Origin of the sequence: Streptomyces sp. NPDC059866 (assembly GCF_042731325.1) — a bacterium.
Lineage (GTDB): Bacteria > Actinomycetota > Actinomycetes > Streptomycetales > Streptomycetaceae > Streptomyces > Streptomyces flavusporus.
Window position 1 is genome coordinate 34,223 of record NZ_JBHWJT010000021.1, and the last position, 16,112, is coordinate 50,334.

The following is a 16,112-nucleotide window of genomic DNA, read 5'->3' on the forward strand; positions in this document are numbered from 1 at the left end:
CGCCGTCCGAGGTGACGACCATGACCGACGACTCCTCCTCCCGCCGCCCTGACCCGGTGGACGACCTCACCGGCGAATGCGCCGACCACGACGGCGCGCCTCCCCCGCGTACCGAGGACCTGACGACCCTCTCCTACCGCGGACTGCCCGACGAACTCCTCTGGGAGGAGTTGACCCGGTCCGCCGCGGACCGTCCCCTCGCGGTGGTCGGTCTCAAGGAGCCGGGCGCGCCGCGCGGCGTGCTGCGCGGCCGCTCCCTGGTCGGCGGGGACACATGGGACCGGGCGGTCTCCGCGGTCCTCGCCCTGGACGGGGTCCGCCGGGCCGACGACGACCGGCCCGCCCCCCGGCTGCTCGACGACCGTCCGTACCCGGCACTCCGGGTCGAACTCCCCGATCTGCGCACCCTGTCCGAGCTGCGTGCGCTGTCCTTCGTCGACTACGTGGAGCCGCTGAACATCCTCGACGGCATCGGCTGCGCGCTCCCGGTCTACGCCCTGAACCCGGCCGACGAGCTGTTCAGCCCGGAGCCGGGGAAGCAGCCGGAGAGCCGGGTCGCGTGGAGCTTCCGGCACATGGGGATCCAGGACGCCTGGGGACTGTTCCGGGACCCCGCGGGGGTGATCTGCGCGCCCGGCGGCGGGGTGACCATCGGCATCGTCGACACCGGGCTGTTCGCGGACGCCCCGCAGCTGGATCCGGCGACGTTCGTGCTCCCGCCGGGAACCCGCTCCCCCGTCCGGCGCCTGGATGCGACCGGCGATCCGACCGTCACCTGCTCGCACGGCACCCGGATGGCCGGTCTCGCCACCGCGCCCGCCGCGGGCCCGGCCGCCTCGGGTGCCGGGTACGCGGGCGTGGCGTGGGGCGCGGACCTGGTGTCGGTGAAGGTCGGCAACGGCGTCGTGCATGCCGGGACCAGCGTCTTCGACCTGGTGCGCGGCATCGACATGGCGGTGGCGGCGGGCGCCCGAGTGATCACTCTGGCGCTCGGCATGCCCTACGCCTCGGACTACGTGCGCGATCACATCACCCGCGTCCACGACGACCCGTCGCACCCGGAGGTGCTGTTCGTCGCCTCCGCCGGGACCAATGTGCCGTGGGTGACGTTCCCGGCGACGATGACCCGGGAGACCCTCGCCGTCACCCTGGTCGACTTCCGCCCGGACGCCCGGCACCGGTACCGCAAGCAGGCCGGCCTGTCGTACCTCTCGGAGCTCGTCTCCTACGGTCCGGCCGTCGATCTCGCCGCGGTCAACGGGCCGGGGGCGACGCCCGCGCAGGGGAACACGGCGACCCCGCTGACCACCCTGGGCGGCAGTTCCTCGGCAGCCGCGCTGGTGGCCGGGATCGCCGCGCTGGCCTGGGCGCGGATCCCGCAGCTGTCCCGGCAGGAGCTGATCGGGCGGCTCGCCGCGTCCGCGTCCCTGGCCGGCATCGAGGGCGAGGGGGCGACTGCGGGACGCAGTGCGGAAGTCGGCTGGGGTATCCCGGACGCGTATGTCGCGGCGGGCGGGGCGCGGCGGGCGGCGGTCCAGGGGCCGGAACGGGTCGCACCCGGTGCCCGCTACCGGCTGTCGGCGACGATGAACGGCTACGAGCCGTTCTTCACGTACCTCTGGGACACCGGCGAGACCTCGCAGGAGATCACGGCGAAAGCCGGCCCGTCCGGCAGTTCCCGGCTGCACACCGTGACGGTGACGAACTCGTGCGACGGTTCGACACTGACCGCGACGCTGCGGGTGCACGCCGCCGGCGTGCGGCTGCGCACGCTCTACTCGGATCAGCTGGTCTCCGAGCAGGCGTCCTTCTTCCTGGGCAAGCGGGTGGACCGGGCCGTGAACACAGGCCGGGAGCTGCCGGAGGGGTGCACGGTGGCCGCGGTACGGGGACTGGAGTACGTGCGTCGGGACGGGGCCCTGGTGCCGACAGGCTCACCGGCCGAGTCACGGGACAACGGCCACAGCGGGTTCACGGTGCAGCGCCCGGGCGGCCTGGGCGGGCGGTCCCTGGACGCGGTGGTACACGCCTGGCACGACGGCCTGCACGCGGTGCACGTCCGGGTGGCGTACGACGTGTGGGAGCTGGAGTCGGTGGACTGCGTGCAGCCGGGGGTGACCCGGGCGGCGCCGTGAACCGATCTGTGCGGACCCGAGCCCGCGGTCCGCCGTACCCGGGTATGCGGCACGCGCCGACGGGCACCCGAGCACCGGTGCCCCGACCTGGTCCGTTGGAGGGATCACCAGTGTTCTGACCTCTCGACGGGTGCGGCAGGGCCGAGCGGCCCCGAAGGCGGCCTTGTGGGCCCCTGGCTGTGGCGGGCCGCCGAGCCGAGGCTGGGACCGAGGGGCCCGTGTCGGCGGCCTCAGGGATGGGAGAGCGCAGTGAGTGCACCGGTGATCGTAGGAGTGGATGGTTCCGCCTCGAGCCTCGACGCGGTCGACGTCGCGGCCCGTGAGGCACGTCTTCGGGGGGCGCCGCTGCGGATCGTGCACGCCTTCGGACGTCCGTCCGCGCCTGTGCCGTCCGGTGCGCCACCGTGGAGTCCGGCCGACCATGGCCTGGAGCCGATGGTGCACGGGAGACTGGCCGAGGCGGAGCGACGGGCGCACGCGGCTGCGCCGGGCATCGAGATCGCGCGCTCGGTGGTGGCTGGTGAGGCGCTCCAGGTGCTGGAGATCGAGTCGCGTTCGGCCGCGCTGGCGGTGATGGGCAGCCGGGGCCTGTCCGGTTTCTCCGGGTTGCTGCTGGGCTCGACGGCGGTGCATCTGGCCGCCCACGGCCACTGCCCGCTGATGGTGGTGCGAGGCCGTCCCGATCCGGCCGGTCCGGTGCTGCTGGCCGTGGACGGTTCCCCGGCCGGTGAGGCTGCGGTGGAGTTCGCGTTCGCCGAGGCCGCCCTGCGCGAGGCGCCGCTGGTGGCGCTGCATGTGTGGAACACCTGGAGCGAACGGGCCTACGAAGGCCCCGGCGACCCGCTGACCGCCGTCGTGGCCGACACCGACCGGCTCCGCGAGGCCGAACAGCGCCTTCTGGACCAGGCGGTGGTCTCCTGCCAGGAGGCTTACCCCCAGGTCGCCGTGGAGCGGCGCCTGGTGCGCTCCCGGATCCGCAGCACGCTGATCGACGCCACCCGGAGCGCCCAGCTGGTGGTGGCCGGAGCCCGGGGCCGCGGCGGCTTCACCGGCCTGCTGCTCGGCTCGGTCAGCCAGGCACTGCTGCACCACGCCCACTGCCCCGTCACCGTCGTCCGCGGCAAGGAGTGACCGTGCCTCAGCAGACCACCACTCCCGCCCGGGCCTCCGCCCCTCCCTCCGCACCGCCGCCGCAGCCGGTGACCGACGCATACCGGCGGCAGGCCACCGAGGTGGCCTGCCTGCTCGACGTAGACCCGGCGGCGGGCCTGACCTCGGCGGCCGTCGCCCTCTACGACAACATCGTCACGTCCGTCCGCTTCCAGCTGTCCACCAACACCGGCGCCATCCTCACCCTGCTCGCCACCGTGCCGGCCGGGCTGCCCTCCCCATGTCAGCGATCCAGCTTCTCTGGGTCAACATCATCATGGCCGGACCACCAGCCATGGCCCTGGGCATCGACCCGCTACGAAGCAACGTGATGCACCGCCCGCCGCGCCCGCCCGGCGAACGCATCCTCAACATCCGCCGCCTGATGGCCATCACTCGCGCGCAGTGGGCCGTCTGCCTGGCCACCGCCTCCACCGTGCTCCTGGCCGAACACGCCTGGCGTGCCGCACGGTCACGGCTCGGCCACGCGCCGGACACGGGTACCGCGAACTGACCGCCCGTGCGACCAGCTGGTGGCAGGGGAATGCCCTGCACGTCGTCCACGGCTGCCCTCCCAGAAGACCTGGAGAGCGCTTGAAGCCGGCATGCCCGTTTCGCGGAGTCGGTGTCAACCGACAGTGGGTGGCATGGCTACGGCGACGGCTCGGCTCGTACAGCGCTGCCGTCACAGGCGCCGCAGGGCCATAGGGTCTGGCTGCCGGGACGGTCGCGTTCAACACTGGCGTTCGGGTGCCGACAGGGCCGTTCGGGCATGATGGGGAGGTGCCAGCGGCACCTTTTCCGGAGGGAGTGAGGATGGCGGAGAGTCCGGCACAGGGGCGGAAGGGCGTCCGGGCGGCGCCCCAGTTGCGGCTGGACGAGCTGCTGGAGGGTCTGCAGGCCCAGGTGGAGCAGGTCCGCGCGACCCGGGACCGGGTGCACACGCTGCTGGACGCGGTCCTCTCCATAGGCACCGAGCTGGATCTCGACGTGGTGCTGCGCCGGATCACCGAGTCCGCCGTCACCCTGGTGGACGCCCAGTACGGGGCCCTGGGAGTGCTCGGCGAAGAGGGGAAGATCCGGCAGTTCATCACGGTCGGCGTGGATGAGAGCACCATCGAGGCGATCGGTCACTATCCCGAGGGCAAGGGCATCCTCGGGCTGCTGATCCGCGAACCGGAGCCGCTGCGCCTGTCCGCCCTGGGCCGTCATCCCGACTCGGTGGGCTTCCCCGAGGGGCATCCGCCGATGACCACGTTCCTCGGGGCGCCGGTGCGCGTGCGCGACCAGGTCTTCGGCAACCTTTACCTGACCGACAAGCGGGGCGGGGCGGAGTTCGACGACGATGACGAGGCGGTGCTGCGCACGCTCGCGGCGGCGGCCGGCGTCGCGATCGACAACGCCCGCCTGTACGAGGACTCCCGGCGCCGCGAGCAGTGGCTGGCGGCGAGCAGCGACCTGACCCGCAGCCTGCTGTCGGGCACCGACCCGGACCGGGTCCTGCACCAGATCGCCGCCACCGTCAGGGCACTGTCGGGCGCCGATCTGGTGACGCTGGCGGTACCGCTCGACGGCGGCGACGAACTGGTGATCGAGGCTGCCGAGGGCGAAGGCGCCGAGCTGGTGCGCGGGCTGGTCCTGCCGACGGCCACGCTGGCCGCGAAGGTCTACCAGTCCAACGAGCGGATCACGAGCACTGCCCTGTCGGAGGAGCCGCAGGCCGGGGGCGGCTCCGCGGCCAAGATCGGCCTGGGGCCGGGATTCCTGCTCCCGCTGGGCGGTGGCGAGGACGTGCGCGGGGTTCTGCAGGTCGCCAACCTGGTCGGCGGCACGGAGTTCTCCGAGGCCACCATGAGCATGATCAGCGGGTTCGCCGACCAGGCCGCACTCGCGCTGGAGATCGCCGAGCACCGGCGCGAGGCCGAGCACCTCATGGTCCTGTCCGACCGCGACCGCATCGCCCGCGACCTGCACGATCTGGCCATCCAGCGGCTGTTCGCCTCCGGGCTGACGCTGAACTCGGTACTGGGCCGCATCGCCGACCGGCCCCAGGTGGCCGAGCGTGTGCAGCGGGTCGTCGACGACCTCGACGACACCATCAAGACCGTGCGCGGCACGATCTACGCACTGCGCGAGCGCGACCGTGCCGACGGCCGCGGCGGTCTGCGCGGGAAACTGCTGGCCGAGACCGACCAGGCGGCCGCCGTACTCGGCTTCACTCCCGCCCTGCGCATGACCGGCCTGCTGGACACCGACGTCCCCGCCGGTCATGCCGAGCAGCTGCTGGCGGTGGTGCGCGAGACGCTCTCGAACGCCGCCCGGCACGCACACGCCACCTCCGTCGAGGTCACCGCCGAGACGGACGGCACGCGGCTCCACCTGCGCGTCGCCGACAACGGCAGGGGCATCGATCCGGCCGTCACCCGCCGCAGCGGCCTGGACAACCTCCGCCTGCGCGCCACCGACCTGGGCGGCAGCTTCACCCTCACGCCGAACGAGCCCACCGGCACCATCGTGGAATGGACAGTGCCCCTCCCCGCACAGGGCGAAGCCTGAGCCCCATGGTGGGGCAGTCAGGGCGCTGGTGCCGGCGTCTTCGGAGTCGAAGCCGACCAATGGGGCAGTCCGGCCGGCCGATGTGCGGCGCACGGGCGGCCCACCGCCGGGTCTGTCCGGCGGTGGGCCGTGAGGGAGCGGTCAGGCAGCCGGCCGGGACAGGGCGCTGCCTGCCTCTGCGCGCACCTTCTCCACCGCTTCCCACTCCTCGGTGCCGAGGGTGGCGAGCGCTGCCGGGAAGACACCGTCCTGCTCCTTGAGGATGTGCTCGCGCAGCAGGTCGAGGGTGTCGATCAGCCGGTCGGGCCAGCCCGGGTCGGTGAGGAACGGTCCGTCCGCCTCGGCCAGAACCGACTCGATGCGGCGGTGCTCGGCCTCCAGCGCGGCGATCTGCTCCGGGAACTTCTCGGCCATCGCGGGGAACAGTCCGTGCTCCTCCACCTGGGTGTGCGGGCCCAGCACGGAGGCGATCTCGCGCACGAGCTCAGCCATCCGGGCGATCGCGCCGTCGCGCCGGGCGTCGCGTACGTGGCTGATGAGCGTCACCACTCTCTCGTGCTCCTGGGTCAGCTCGTCGATGGTCTCCAGTGCCTGGCAGCCGCAGTACTCGCACACCGGTGATGCTCCTTACTTCTTCGGTCCGTCGTTCTCAGCTGCGTGTTCTCACACAGTGGTGTGCGCGGTGCGGTGCCGGCGCCCGTGCCCGGTACGCGGAGCCCGGTCGCCGCCGTGGACGGCGGTGCGGACACCGGTGAGGGTGTAGGCCAGTGCCGCTGCGGCCACGATCGCGAGCAGTGCGAGGCCGGCGGCGTACGTGCCGTACTGCCCGTACAGGGAGCCCATCACCAGCGGCGGGAGGAAGCCGCCCAGGCCGCCCGCGGCGCCGACGACGCCGGTGACCGAGCCGACCTGGTTGGCGGGGGTCAGCAGGGCCACCAGGGCGAAGGTCGCCCCGCTGCCTGCGCCGAGCGCGGCGGCCATGGAAAGGAAGGCGATCGTGCCCACCGGGGCCAGGGCCGGGGTGAACGACTGCACCACCGCTCCGGCGACGACCACGGCCAGCGAGCCGGCCAGCACCCGGACCGGGCCCAGCCGGTCCGACAGCCAGCCGCCGATCGGGCGCATCGCCACCGCGAGCAGCACGAACCCGGCCATCCGGTTCGCGGCGTCCGCCTGGGTGAGGCCGTAGCCGGTCTTGAGGTAGGTGGGCAGGTACACGGAGAAGGCCACGTAGCCGCCGAAGGCCACCGCGTACAGGGCGGACGCCTGCCAGGTGATGCCGAGGCGGGCGGTGGCGGCCAGTCGGCGTCCCAGCGGCTCGGTGGGCACGGTGCGTCCGGGTGCGTCGCGCAGCAGCAGCGCGGCGGCCACGGCGTATACGGCGAGTACCGCGGCGGTGATCAGGAACGGGGTCGCCATGGTGTTCGCGTCCACCAGCTTCACGGTGGTCAGCGCGCTGATCGCGGTGCCGCCCATGCCCGCGCCGAAGACGCCGATGGCCAGGCCGCGCCGCTCGGGCGGGAACCAGGCGTTGACGAGGGGCACGCCGACGGCGAAGGCGGTGCCACCGATGCCGAGGAAGAAGCCGCCGATCAGGAGGGCGGCGAGCGAGGAGTGTCCGGCCAGGCCGAGGTAAAGGACCGGGACGATGGTGGCCGCGGACACGATCGGGAACATGACCCGTCCGCCGAACCGGTCGGTCAGCGCGCCCACCGGGATGCGGCCCAGCGAGCCGACCACGACGGGCACCGCCACCAGCAGCGACTGCTCGAACGACGACAGGTCGAGGTTGTCCTTGAACCGCGGGCCCAGCGGGCTCAGCAGCGCCCACGCCCAGAAGTTCACGGCGAAACCGATCGTGGCCAGGGCCAGCATCAGCCATGCCCGGCCGGACACCGGAGCACCTGACGGTGAGCCGTCACCTTTCGACTTCAACGGCTGGACCATGTTGTCCGTCCCTTTCCTCTGCATGGTGGTACGGCGCCACCGGGATCGCATGCGCGCGGCAGGCCCTTTGCCTGTCCGACGGCGTCCCGTGACCACTGTCCGCGGCCGGGTTCGCCGGCGGCATGGGCCATCAGTCCCTGCAGGGGGCCGGACAGGCCCCGGGTGCGGACCCGTCCGTCCCTCCCACGGCCGCGCGTACCCGAGACCGCCGCATGCAGCCGCTGTCACGGAGGGGGTAGGGCCGGTCGGCCCTACCCCACCCATCGCCGGCGGGGGACGATGGACTGATGTTCCAGACAGACGGCTTTCGCGCACTCGACCGACAGGAGTGCCTGCGCCTGCTGGCCAAGGTGCCGGTCGGTCGCGTGGTGTACACCCGACAGGCACTGCCCGCGGTCCTCCCCATCAACTTCTCCCTGGGCCCGGACGCCTCGGTCCTGCTGTGCACCTCGCCGGCCTCGGATCTCGTCGATGCCATCGACGGCGTCGTGGTCGCCTTCGAGACGGACGAGTTCGACGCGGCGACCCGGTCCGGCTGGAGCGTGGTCGTCACCGGACGGGCCACCGTGGTGACCGATCCCGCCGAGCACGAGCGCCTGACGCAGACCGGCCCGAGTTCCTGGATGCCCCTGCGGGAGTCGGTGTTCGTACGGATCGAGTCCGAGATGGTCACCGGACGCGAACTCAGGGGAGCGCCCGGCACGCAGTGAGGCTCCGCCTCCGGCCACCGCGGAGTCTTGACACCTCCGGCGCAGGCAGGGGCCCGGGCCGAGGGCGCAAAGTCACTCCGCCCGCCCGATAACCCCTTGGTCACCCGACTCCCCGTTTGCGGAGGCGCGGGGCGTACGCGCGCCGTCCGGGCCGTACCCGAAACGGATCAGCAGCTGTGGGCTGCACCGCTGCCTCGATCCGGCCATCGCCTCCCGCAGGTCCGGCCACTCCACCGCCTGGTGCAGCATCGAGGTCCGCACCCCGTGCACGGTCGCCGTCAGCAGCACGCGCTCCAGAGCCTGCCCCGCCCGCAGCCAGTCCTCCCGCCCGTCGTGGGACGTCCACAGCAGGGCCACCTGAGCATGGCGTTCGAAGCGCAGGGCGGGCAGCCGTGCCGCGGGCAGCGCGCCGGTGAAGTCCCGCACCGGTATCCGCCCGGACGCATCCTGCGGCCCCAGGGCCGTGAGGGGGATGCCGTAGGCGGCGTCCGCCCCCGGGGCGGTGATCCAGGCACGCACCTCGGCCGTGCGGGCCGGGTGGCCGGCGTTGCGGGCCTCGGCCGCCGCCGTCAGGCGCAGCAGACGCCGGGCCGCCATGATGCCGGGGACCTCCAGGTGCGCGCCTTCGGCCCGAGCCGAGCTGATCATCCCGGTCACGATGGAGTCCGGCACAGGGCGGCCCGTGAAGGGCATCCGGCTGGTGCGGCGCCGCTCGACCGCCCCGTACAGATCCCGCAAGGACGGCTGCCCGTCCGTGCCGGTCGCGGTCAGTTGCACCGTGGCCAGCAGGTCCGGATCGTCCGCGGAGGGACGCAGCCGGACCGTGGGCTTCCAGCCCAAGTGCTCTGCGGCCACCCGGATGTTGAAGACGGCCGCGCCCACCGACAGGTACTGGGCGCGCGGTTGGGGATCGGTTATCGGCAGCCCTCGCCCCCGGTCGATGCGGACCTGGATCGACCTGCTGTCCGGGTGCAGGCCGAACCGCCAGGGCTGTGGGTTGTGGATCGACGGCGCCGCCACCGCCGCGGCCAGCAGGGCCTGAACGGCTGGGGCGTCGACTTCCCGGGTCTGCATCGCGGCTCCTTCGCCAGGTTCTCCTCCGTTGCGTCAACCCTGCCCCGCAGTCCCGTTCGGGGGGAGGGTTGCCCGGCCCTCCGCTGCGGGCCTTGCGGCCTCGGTCGGCGGGCAGGTCGACGCAGAAGGAGTCCGCGGGTGCCGTCCTGCGTCTGCTGGTGGCGTGGGATCGGCGACGTCCGAGCCGTGCCGTTCCTTGCAGGGCCGAACGGCCCGGGAAGGAGGCCCATCCGCATTGCGGCGGGCCGACGCGGCCAGCGCGTCGTGTTCCTTTTCTGCGGAGCACCGCGAAGACCGCGTGGTCAACTCGCTTCGGCATCGGTCGCAGACGGTGCTGCGGGACGGGCAGCGCAGTACCCGGGTGCTCGCGGAGTGCGGCCGCCGTCCGGTCCGTAGCCGAACCGGATCAGCATCTGCGGATGGCACCGCTTGTGTCGCGGGAGGGCCGTCGCTGCTCGCAGGTCGGGCCATTCCATGGCCTGGTGCAGGAGTGAGGTGCGCAGGCCGTGCGCGGTCGCCGTGAGCAGGACGTACTGCAGGGCCTGGCCCGCGCGCAACCAGTCGTCCCGCCGGTCGTGGGGGGTCCACAGCAGGGCCACCTGGACGTGGCGTTCGAACCACAGGGCGGGTAGGCGGAAGGCGGGGATCCCGCCGGTGAAGTCCCGCATCGGCATCCGCCGGGCCGCGTCGGGCGGGCCGAGGGCGGTGACGGGGATGCCGTAGGGGGTGTCTGCTCCCGGGGCGGTGAGCCAGGTGCGGGTTTCGGCGGTGCGGTCGGGGTGGGCGTGGTTGCGTGCCTCGGCTTGGGTGGTCAGGCGTAGCAGGCGCCGTGTTCCGGCGATGTCCGGTATGTGCAGGCGTGCGCCGGCGGCGTGGGCGGCTGCCGTCATCTCCGCCACGATCGGCTCGGGAACGGGTCGGCCGGTGAACGGCCTCCGGCTGGTGCGGCGCCGCGCGATGGCTTCGTGGAGACCGGGATCCGAGGGCTGGTCGTCGGCGCCGAGCGGGCCGGTCAGTCGTACGGTGGCCAGCAATCCTGGTTCGCGAGGATCGGGCAGCAGCCTCACCTCCGGCCGCCGGCCCTGATGGACGGCGGCGAGGCGGAGGTTGAAGACGGCGGCGCCCACGGACAGATACTGGGCGCGGTGCATCGGGTCGGTCAGCGGCAGGGTGCGCTCCGGCGCCGAATGGACCTCCAGAGCCTGGCTGTCGTGGTCGAGGCGGAAGCGCCAGGGCTGGGTGTTGTGGATCGACGGGGCTGCCACCGCCGCCGCCAGGAGCGGCTCCACGGTGGCGGCGTCCAGCCGTGCTTGGGTGCGCATGATGCCTCCTCTTTCTCTTCGTCGTGGCCGCGCATCAGGTGGCGGGCAGGGCGGTGGCCAGCAGGACGACGCCGAGGGAGCCGACGAGGGAGACCACCGCCAGGATGCGGGCGAGTTCGGCGCGGCCTTTGGCGTGGGCGATGCCGTGACCGGCCGCGGCGAGCATCACCAGGACGAACAGGGCGAGTTTGGCCGCGAGGGTGCGGCCGTAGCCGGGTTCGGTGAGGGAGGCCCAGGTGACGCCCTTGTGCCAGGCCAGGGCCCAGCCCGTGCCCAGCTGCGCCGGCAGGAACACCGCTCCGGTCAGCATCCCGAAGCGGCGGCCCGCCGCGGCGGTGAAGCGGTCCTTTGCCTCCGGTGCCAGCATGCGACGGGCCAGCGGCAGGATCACCAGGGACAGGGCGAGTTGCCCGCCGACCCACAGGGCGGCGCCGGCCACGTGCACGAACCGCACCAGGGACCACAGGCCGACGGTGTCCATCAGTCACTCACCTCAACGGTGCCGTGCGCGCCGGCTTCGGCGTGGCGCATGTCGTGGTCGACGAAGGAGTAGTGGCCGGCCTCGGGGAACGTCGTCTCCACGAAGCCGCCCTGCGCCGTGGCCAGGTCCAGCACCTGCGAGCCGCCGGGCTGGTCGGGCTTGAGCAGGTAGGCGCCCTCCTTGTACACGGTGTCGAAGACAGTGCCGACGATGTGGAAGGCGATGCCGTCGGACGGCCCGGCGGCGATGACCCAGAAGCGGGCCCGCTCACCGGCCTTCATCTTCAGGGGCCGCTCGGCGTACTGGGAGGCGATGCCGTTGAACGCCCAGGCGTCCGGGGTGCCGTTGGTCGTCTTCGCCACCTGGGCGGTGCTGCCCGGCGTGCCGAGGTAGAGCGCGGAGGAGACCAGCACGTATTCGTGGTCGACCTTCTTCAGCCCGGGCGGGTCGATGACGACGGCGCCGTACATGCCGTTGCCGATGTGCTGGAGCATCGGTGCGGTGCTGCAGTGGTACAGCCACGCTCCGGCCTTCTCTGCGCGGAACCGGTGGACCAGGCGCTCGCCGGGCTGGAGGGTGCGCATGGGCTTGTCGGGGGCGAGGGAGCCGGCGTGGAAGTCGATGCCGTGGCCCATGCCTTCGTCGTCGTTGACGAGGGTGACCTCGAAGACATCGCCGACCTTGCCGTGGAGGGTGGGGCCGGGTGCGGACCCGCCGAAGGTCCACATCTGCTGCTTCACTCCCGGAGCCACTTCGACCGTGGTGTGCGCGGCGCGCAGCTCGACCTTGTGCACCGTCCCGCCGGGCGCGGGAGCCAGGTCGGCATCGCGTGGCTGCCAGCCCGAGGAGAAGTCGGCGGAGAGGTCCGGGCCGCGTGTGGTCGTGGTCGCGGAGTGGCCGTCGTGCGCACTGGCGCCGCTGGTCTCGCTGGTGTCGCCGGTAACGACGATGTCCATCGTCATCCCGGCCGCCTTGTGGCCCGGCAGGGTGCACCACGCCTCGCGGCTCCTGGTGACCTGTCCGAGGTCGAGTACGCGGGTCTGCCCCTTGGCGAGCATCGGTGTGGCAGGGCCGTCCTCGACCTTCAGGTCGTGGCGCTGGGCGTCGGTGTTGGTGACCTCCAGCCGGATCGAGGTACCCGCGGCCACCTCGATCCGGGCCGGGCGGATGCGCATGTCGGCCAGGGTGACGGCGACCGTGCGGGTGGTCCCGGCGCCCGCGCCCGCCGTCCCGGCACCGCTCGCCTGGCTGCTCGTGTCCCCGCCGCTGTTGGCCACGAGCACGGCCAGCACGGTCAGTACGACCCCCGCGGCGGTACCCCACAGGACGGGCCGCCGCGAGACACCGGCCTCGTCCCCGTCCGTGAACAGCCCCCGCCCGCTGCGCACCAGCACACGCACCACCAGAGCGAGGAACGCGACCCCGGCCGCCCCGACCAGCAGCATGCCCGCCGAGCCGACGGAGCCGGGAAGCGGCAGCGCCAACAGGGTCACGCCCAGGTTGAGCACGACCAGCCGCGGCACCCAGCCCCCCTCCAGCACCGCCCGCAGCGAAGCCCGTTCCTTGGGACCGCCGGCGAGCACGATGGGCAGCAGGTAGGTGAGCGCCCCGATGAGGACCTGCGCGACGAGCCCGACGAGCAGTACCGGGACCAGGGACCCGAAGTCGTCCCGTACTTCGGCGAGCGGCCGTGCAGCCAGGAGCACCAGGTCCACGACCACGCCGACCAGCAGCCATCCCATGGCTGCGGCCAGCATCCACGCGGCGGCCGCCGAGATCGCGGGCCGTCGGCGCAGCGTACGGGCGAACAGGTGCGCCGCGACGGCGACACCGGCCGCGTAGAGGGCGATGCCCAGTACGGCGGCGGGGCGCCAGTCGGCCGACAGTCCGGCGACGGCGGTCAGCAGGCCGCCCGCGGCCAGCACCAGCACCCAGCGCGCCAGCCGGGTGGTGTGCTCGGCCATGCGTACGCCCAGCACGGTGGGCCAGAGCATGAACAGCGTGCCCAGGACGGGCAGTCCGATCCAGCCGAGGAGGGTGACGTGCACGTGGGCCTGCTTCAGCCCGCTGTAGTGGTGCGGGCCGGCCTTGCCGGTGGCCAGCAGCCAGCCGAGTACCGCGCCGATGATCAGTGCCGCCGCGGCGGCCCGGTAGTAGTCGGCGATCGGGGCGAGCCGTCCGCCCAGCGCGCCCCGGCCCATGCGGACGAGGACGACCAGGTGCGCGCCGACCGCGGTGATCAGCAGCCCGCAGCCGACGCCGGTCAGGACGTGCAGGTCGGTCCATATGCCGGTGAGGACGCCCAGGGCGCCGACGTTGACGCCGGCCAGCCGGGTGTTGCTCCAGCGCCGGTCGGGCAGCGGGGCGTGGAGCATGGCGACGGCGAAGTGCTCGCTCCACACCACGATGGCGGTGGTGGCGGCACCCAGCAGGAACAGGTGGATGGCCAGCCAGCGTGCCGCGGGCAGCGTCTGCTGGGCGCTCGCCGCCAGCAGCGCGAGCGCCACCCAGGCCGCGACCAGGACATGGGCGGCCAGGTGCCGGCTGCGCAGTCCGGACGCCTTGAACCTGCTGGGCGGGCGGCCACCGCCCGCGGCCGGGTCATCGTTCTTGCTGTACACGGTGCTCCTTGCCGCCCGGGGCGGCGGTCGGACGAGGACGAACGGGCACTTCCGCGCCGGCGCCGCCGGACAGCAGCGCGGCCAGTTGCCGCTGGTACGGGAAGGATCCGGGCCGGTAGCCGCACCACGGCTCCTCGGCGTAGGGGTCGCCGGTGACCCCGTAGGCGCGGGACCGCGAGCCGCCGCAGACCCGGCGGAACTCGCACGCCCCGCACCGGCCGCCCAGCCGGTCGGCGTCCCGCAGGCCGGTGAACAGCTCCGAGGAGCGGTAGATCTCGGTCAGCGGTGTCTCGCGCACGCTTCCCGCGCCCAGCGGGAGGAACCCGCTGGGGTGCACGGTGCCGGTGTGCGAGACGAAGACGAAACCGCGGCCGGCGTTGACGTCCAGGGGTGGGCGCCGTACCCGGCGCGCTCCTGCGTCCAGGCCCAACTCGGCGGCCCGCTTGCGCAGTTCCCGGTACAGCGGGCCGAGCCCGAGCATCGCGACGTGGTCGTCGCCGGTGTCGGCGAGGATCTGGCGCTGCAGGGCGACGCGGCGGAAGTGGTGGGCCTCGGTGGTCTTGGCGGGCACGGTCAGGCCCACGTCGTAGACGAAGTTGAGGACGTCCTCCACCTCGCCGGGGGTCAGTGCGCCCAGGCTCCGGCCGCGGCCGGTCGGCACCAGGAAGAAGGCGCTCCACAGCATCGCGCCGTGCTCGGCGACGAGGCGGACGATGTCGGGGAGGTCGTGCAGGTTGTGCCGGGCGACCGTGGTGTTGATCTGCACCTTCATGCCGAGGGCGCGGGCGGCGTCCCAGGCGTCCAGGGTCCAGCGGAACACACCGGGCACCCCGCGGAAGCCGTCGTGGAGTTCGGCGGTTGACCCGTCCAGGCTGAGCGAGAGGCCGACCGTCCCGGCCGCGTGCAGCTCCCGCAGCCGCTGCTCGGTGAGCGTCGGCGTGCCGGAGGGGGAGACGGCGACGCGGACGTCGGCCTCCTGGCCGTAAGCGATGAGGTCGGTCAGGTCGGGGCGCTGGAACGGGTCGCCGCCGGTGATCACGAACAGCGGGGCGGGCTGCCCGAAGGCGGCCACCTGGCGCAGGAGGTCCTTGGCCGCAGCGGTGTCCAGCTCCCCCGGGTCCCGTTCGGGCACGGCCTCGGCCCGGCAGTGCAGGCAGGCGAGCGGGCAGGCCCGGGTGGACTCCCAGATGACGATGAACGGCCGTTCCCCCGCGTTGTGCCGCTGGCGGCGGATGACATGGGCGGGAGCGCTCATCGCACGGCCCTTCCCAGCGCCCTGAGGGTGTGTCCGGCCGCCCTGGAGTCAGGGCAGACGAGGCGGGCGGCCGGACGATGACCGGGCCGGACCGTGCGCGGCACCCACCGCGAGCGACAGCGGTGGAATCGGCCTCGGGCGCGGTCGATGGGGTCGTACACGGGATACCTCCGGATCGGTCGCCGTCAGCATCCACCGGCGGCGGCGGTCGGCGCGGCGGCCGATGGTCTTCTCCAACGGGGCCGAAAGTCCCTCTTCGTGCGAGGGCCGGACGGGCCGTCGGGGACGCGCCAGGGTCAGGAGTGGTGAGAGGAGCGGGGTGTCAGGGCGTCCGCGGTGGCCACCAGCGCGGCTCCCACCCCGGTGAGTGCGGCGCCCAGGCCCGTGACCAGGGTCGTGAGGTGCCAAGCCTGGTAGGCGGACATCAGCGAGGCGCGCAGGGACTGGCCCATGAACGCGGTCTGGCGCAGTTTGGCGAGCTTCTCGTCGTCGCCTCCGGCGGCATGCAGTTCCGCGGTGATCTCGGCGTAGGTGCGACCGCCGGTGGCATGGGCGAGGTTGCCCTTGATGAACTCGGCGTAGGCGTGCGCCTCGGGGCCGGTTTCCACACGACGGCCGGTGTGGGCAGCGAGTTCGGCGGGCAGCCCGTGATCGGGGAAAGTGATCTTCTGGGCCGCCAGTTCGGTGCGGATCTCCTTCCTGGCGCTGCGGCCGCGCAGCAGCATGACCGGTCCGGCGACCACCAGGGCTCTACCGACCGTCCCGAGCAGGGCGCCGGCCCGACGGTGCGATCCGTCCATGACGTGTCTTCCTTCTTTCCTTGGTTTGCGGGGTACGGCGGTGCGGCACGCCGGGTGGAGCG

The 16,112-nt window shown here is 73.0% G+C and carries 14 protein-coding genes; 6 read left to right on the top strand and 8 right to left on the bottom strand.

Annotated elements, in window-relative coordinates:
- The first annotated feature begins 20 nt into the window (after positions 1-20).
- The 5 genes from ACFV7R_RS29875 (at position 21) to ACFV7R_RS29895 (ending at position 5,840) form a co-directional block, all read left to right on the top strand.
- Positions 21-2,135, top strand: coding sequence for a S8 family serine peptidase (locus ACFV7R_RS29875; protein ID WP_385268937.1), 2,115 nt, complete (start codon positions 21-23; stop codon positions 2,133-2,135).
- A gap of 261 nt (positions 2,136-2,396) precedes the next feature.
- On the top strand, positions 2,397-3,266 hold the full coding sequence (locus tag ACFV7R_RS29880; RefSeq protein ID WP_385268939.1) for a universal stress protein: 870 nt from the start codon (positions 2,397-2,399) through the stop codon (positions 3,264-3,266).
- A gap of 2 nt (positions 3,267-3,268) precedes the next feature.
- Positions 3,269-3,616: a hypothetical protein gene (locus ACFV7R_RS29885; protein WP_385268941.1), complete on the top strand. Its 348-nt coding sequence runs from the start codon at positions 3,269-3,271 to the stop codon at positions 3,614-3,616.
- Positions 3,580-3,798, top strand: coding sequence for a hypothetical protein (locus ACFV7R_RS29890; RefSeq protein WP_385268943.1), 219 nt, complete (start codon positions 3,580-3,582; stop codon positions 3,796-3,798). The genes ACFV7R_RS29885 and ACFV7R_RS29890 overlap by 37 nt, the downstream gene beginning before the upstream one ends.
- A gap of 302 nt (positions 3,799-4,100) precedes the next feature.
- A complete protein-coding gene (locus tag ACFV7R_RS29895) occupies positions 4,101-5,840 on the top strand; it encodes a GAF domain-containing protein (protein WP_385268945.1) in 1,740 nt (579 codons plus the stop codon).
- A gap of 141 nt (positions 5,841-5,981) precedes the next feature.
- On the opposite strand, the gene ACFV7R_RS29900 is transcribed toward ACFV7R_RS29895, so the two are convergent.
- Together ACFV7R_RS29900 and ACFV7R_RS29905 are read right to left on the bottom strand one after the other, a co-directional pair.
- Positions 5,982-6,455, bottom strand: coding sequence for a hemerythrin domain-containing protein (locus ACFV7R_RS29900; RefSeq protein ID WP_385268947.1), 474 nt, complete (start codon positions 6,453-6,455; stop codon positions 5,982-5,984).
- Between the two features lie 48 nt (positions 6,456-6,503).
- Complete coding sequence (locus ACFV7R_RS29905) at positions 6,504-7,715, bottom strand: MFS transporter (RefSeq protein ID WP_385269172.1); 1,212 nt, start codon at positions 7,713-7,715, stop codon at positions 6,504-6,506.
- Positions 7,716-8,074: 359 nt separating this feature from the next.
- Between ACFV7R_RS29905 and ACFV7R_RS29910 the strand changes: the two genes are divergently transcribed.
- The gene (locus ACFV7R_RS29910; protein WP_385268949.1) at positions 8,075-8,497 is read left to right on the top strand and encodes a pyridoxamine 5'-phosphate oxidase family protein; all 423 of its coding nucleotides are present in this window, start codon (positions 8,075-8,077) and stop codon (positions 8,495-8,497) included.
- 72 nt (positions 8,498-8,569) lie between these two features.
- On the opposite strand, the gene ACFV7R_RS29915 is transcribed toward ACFV7R_RS29910, so the two are convergent.
- The 6 genes from ACFV7R_RS29915 to ACFV7R_RS29940 form a co-directional block, all read right to left on the bottom strand.
- Positions 8,570-9,571 (bottom strand): Acg family FMN-binding oxidoreductase, encoded by a 1,002-nt coding sequence (locus ACFV7R_RS29915; protein WP_385268951.1) that lies wholly within the window; start codon positions 9,569-9,571, stop codon positions 8,570-8,572.
- A 302-nt stretch (positions 9,572-9,873) separates the two neighbouring features.
- Positions 9,874-10,893 carry an Acg family FMN-binding oxidoreductase gene (locus ACFV7R_RS29920; protein ID WP_385268953.1) on the bottom strand — a complete coding sequence of 340 codons (1,020 nt, stop codon included), beginning with the start codon at positions 10,891-10,893 and terminating at the stop codon, positions 9,874-9,876.
- A 34-nt stretch (positions 10,894-10,927) separates the two neighbouring features.
- The gene (locus ACFV7R_RS29925; RefSeq protein WP_385268955.1) at positions 10,928-11,374 is read right to left on the bottom strand and encodes a hypothetical protein; all 447 of its coding nucleotides are present in this window, start codon (positions 11,372-11,374) and stop codon (positions 10,928-10,930) included.
- Positions 11,374-13,995: a cupredoxin domain-containing protein gene (locus ACFV7R_RS29930; protein WP_385268957.1), complete on the bottom strand. Its 2,622-nt coding sequence runs from the start codon at positions 13,993-13,995 to the stop codon at positions 11,374-11,376. The genes ACFV7R_RS29925 and ACFV7R_RS29930 overlap by 1 nt, the downstream gene beginning before the upstream one ends.
- Positions 13,976-15,250 carry a TIGR04053 family radical SAM/SPASM domain-containing protein gene (locus tag ACFV7R_RS29935; RefSeq protein ID WP_385268959.1) on the bottom strand — a complete coding sequence of 425 codons (1,275 nt, stop codon included), beginning with the start codon at positions 15,248-15,250 and terminating at the stop codon, positions 13,976-13,978. Before ACFV7R_RS29935 ends, ACFV7R_RS29930 begins: the two co-directional genes overlap by 20 nt.
- A gap of 296 nt (positions 15,251-15,546) precedes the next feature.
- Positions 15,547-16,050 (bottom strand): hypothetical protein, encoded by a 504-nt coding sequence (locus tag ACFV7R_RS29940; protein ID WP_385268961.1) that lies wholly within the window; start codon positions 16,048-16,050, stop codon positions 15,547-15,549.
- Positions 16,051-16,112 lie beyond the last annotated feature (62 nt).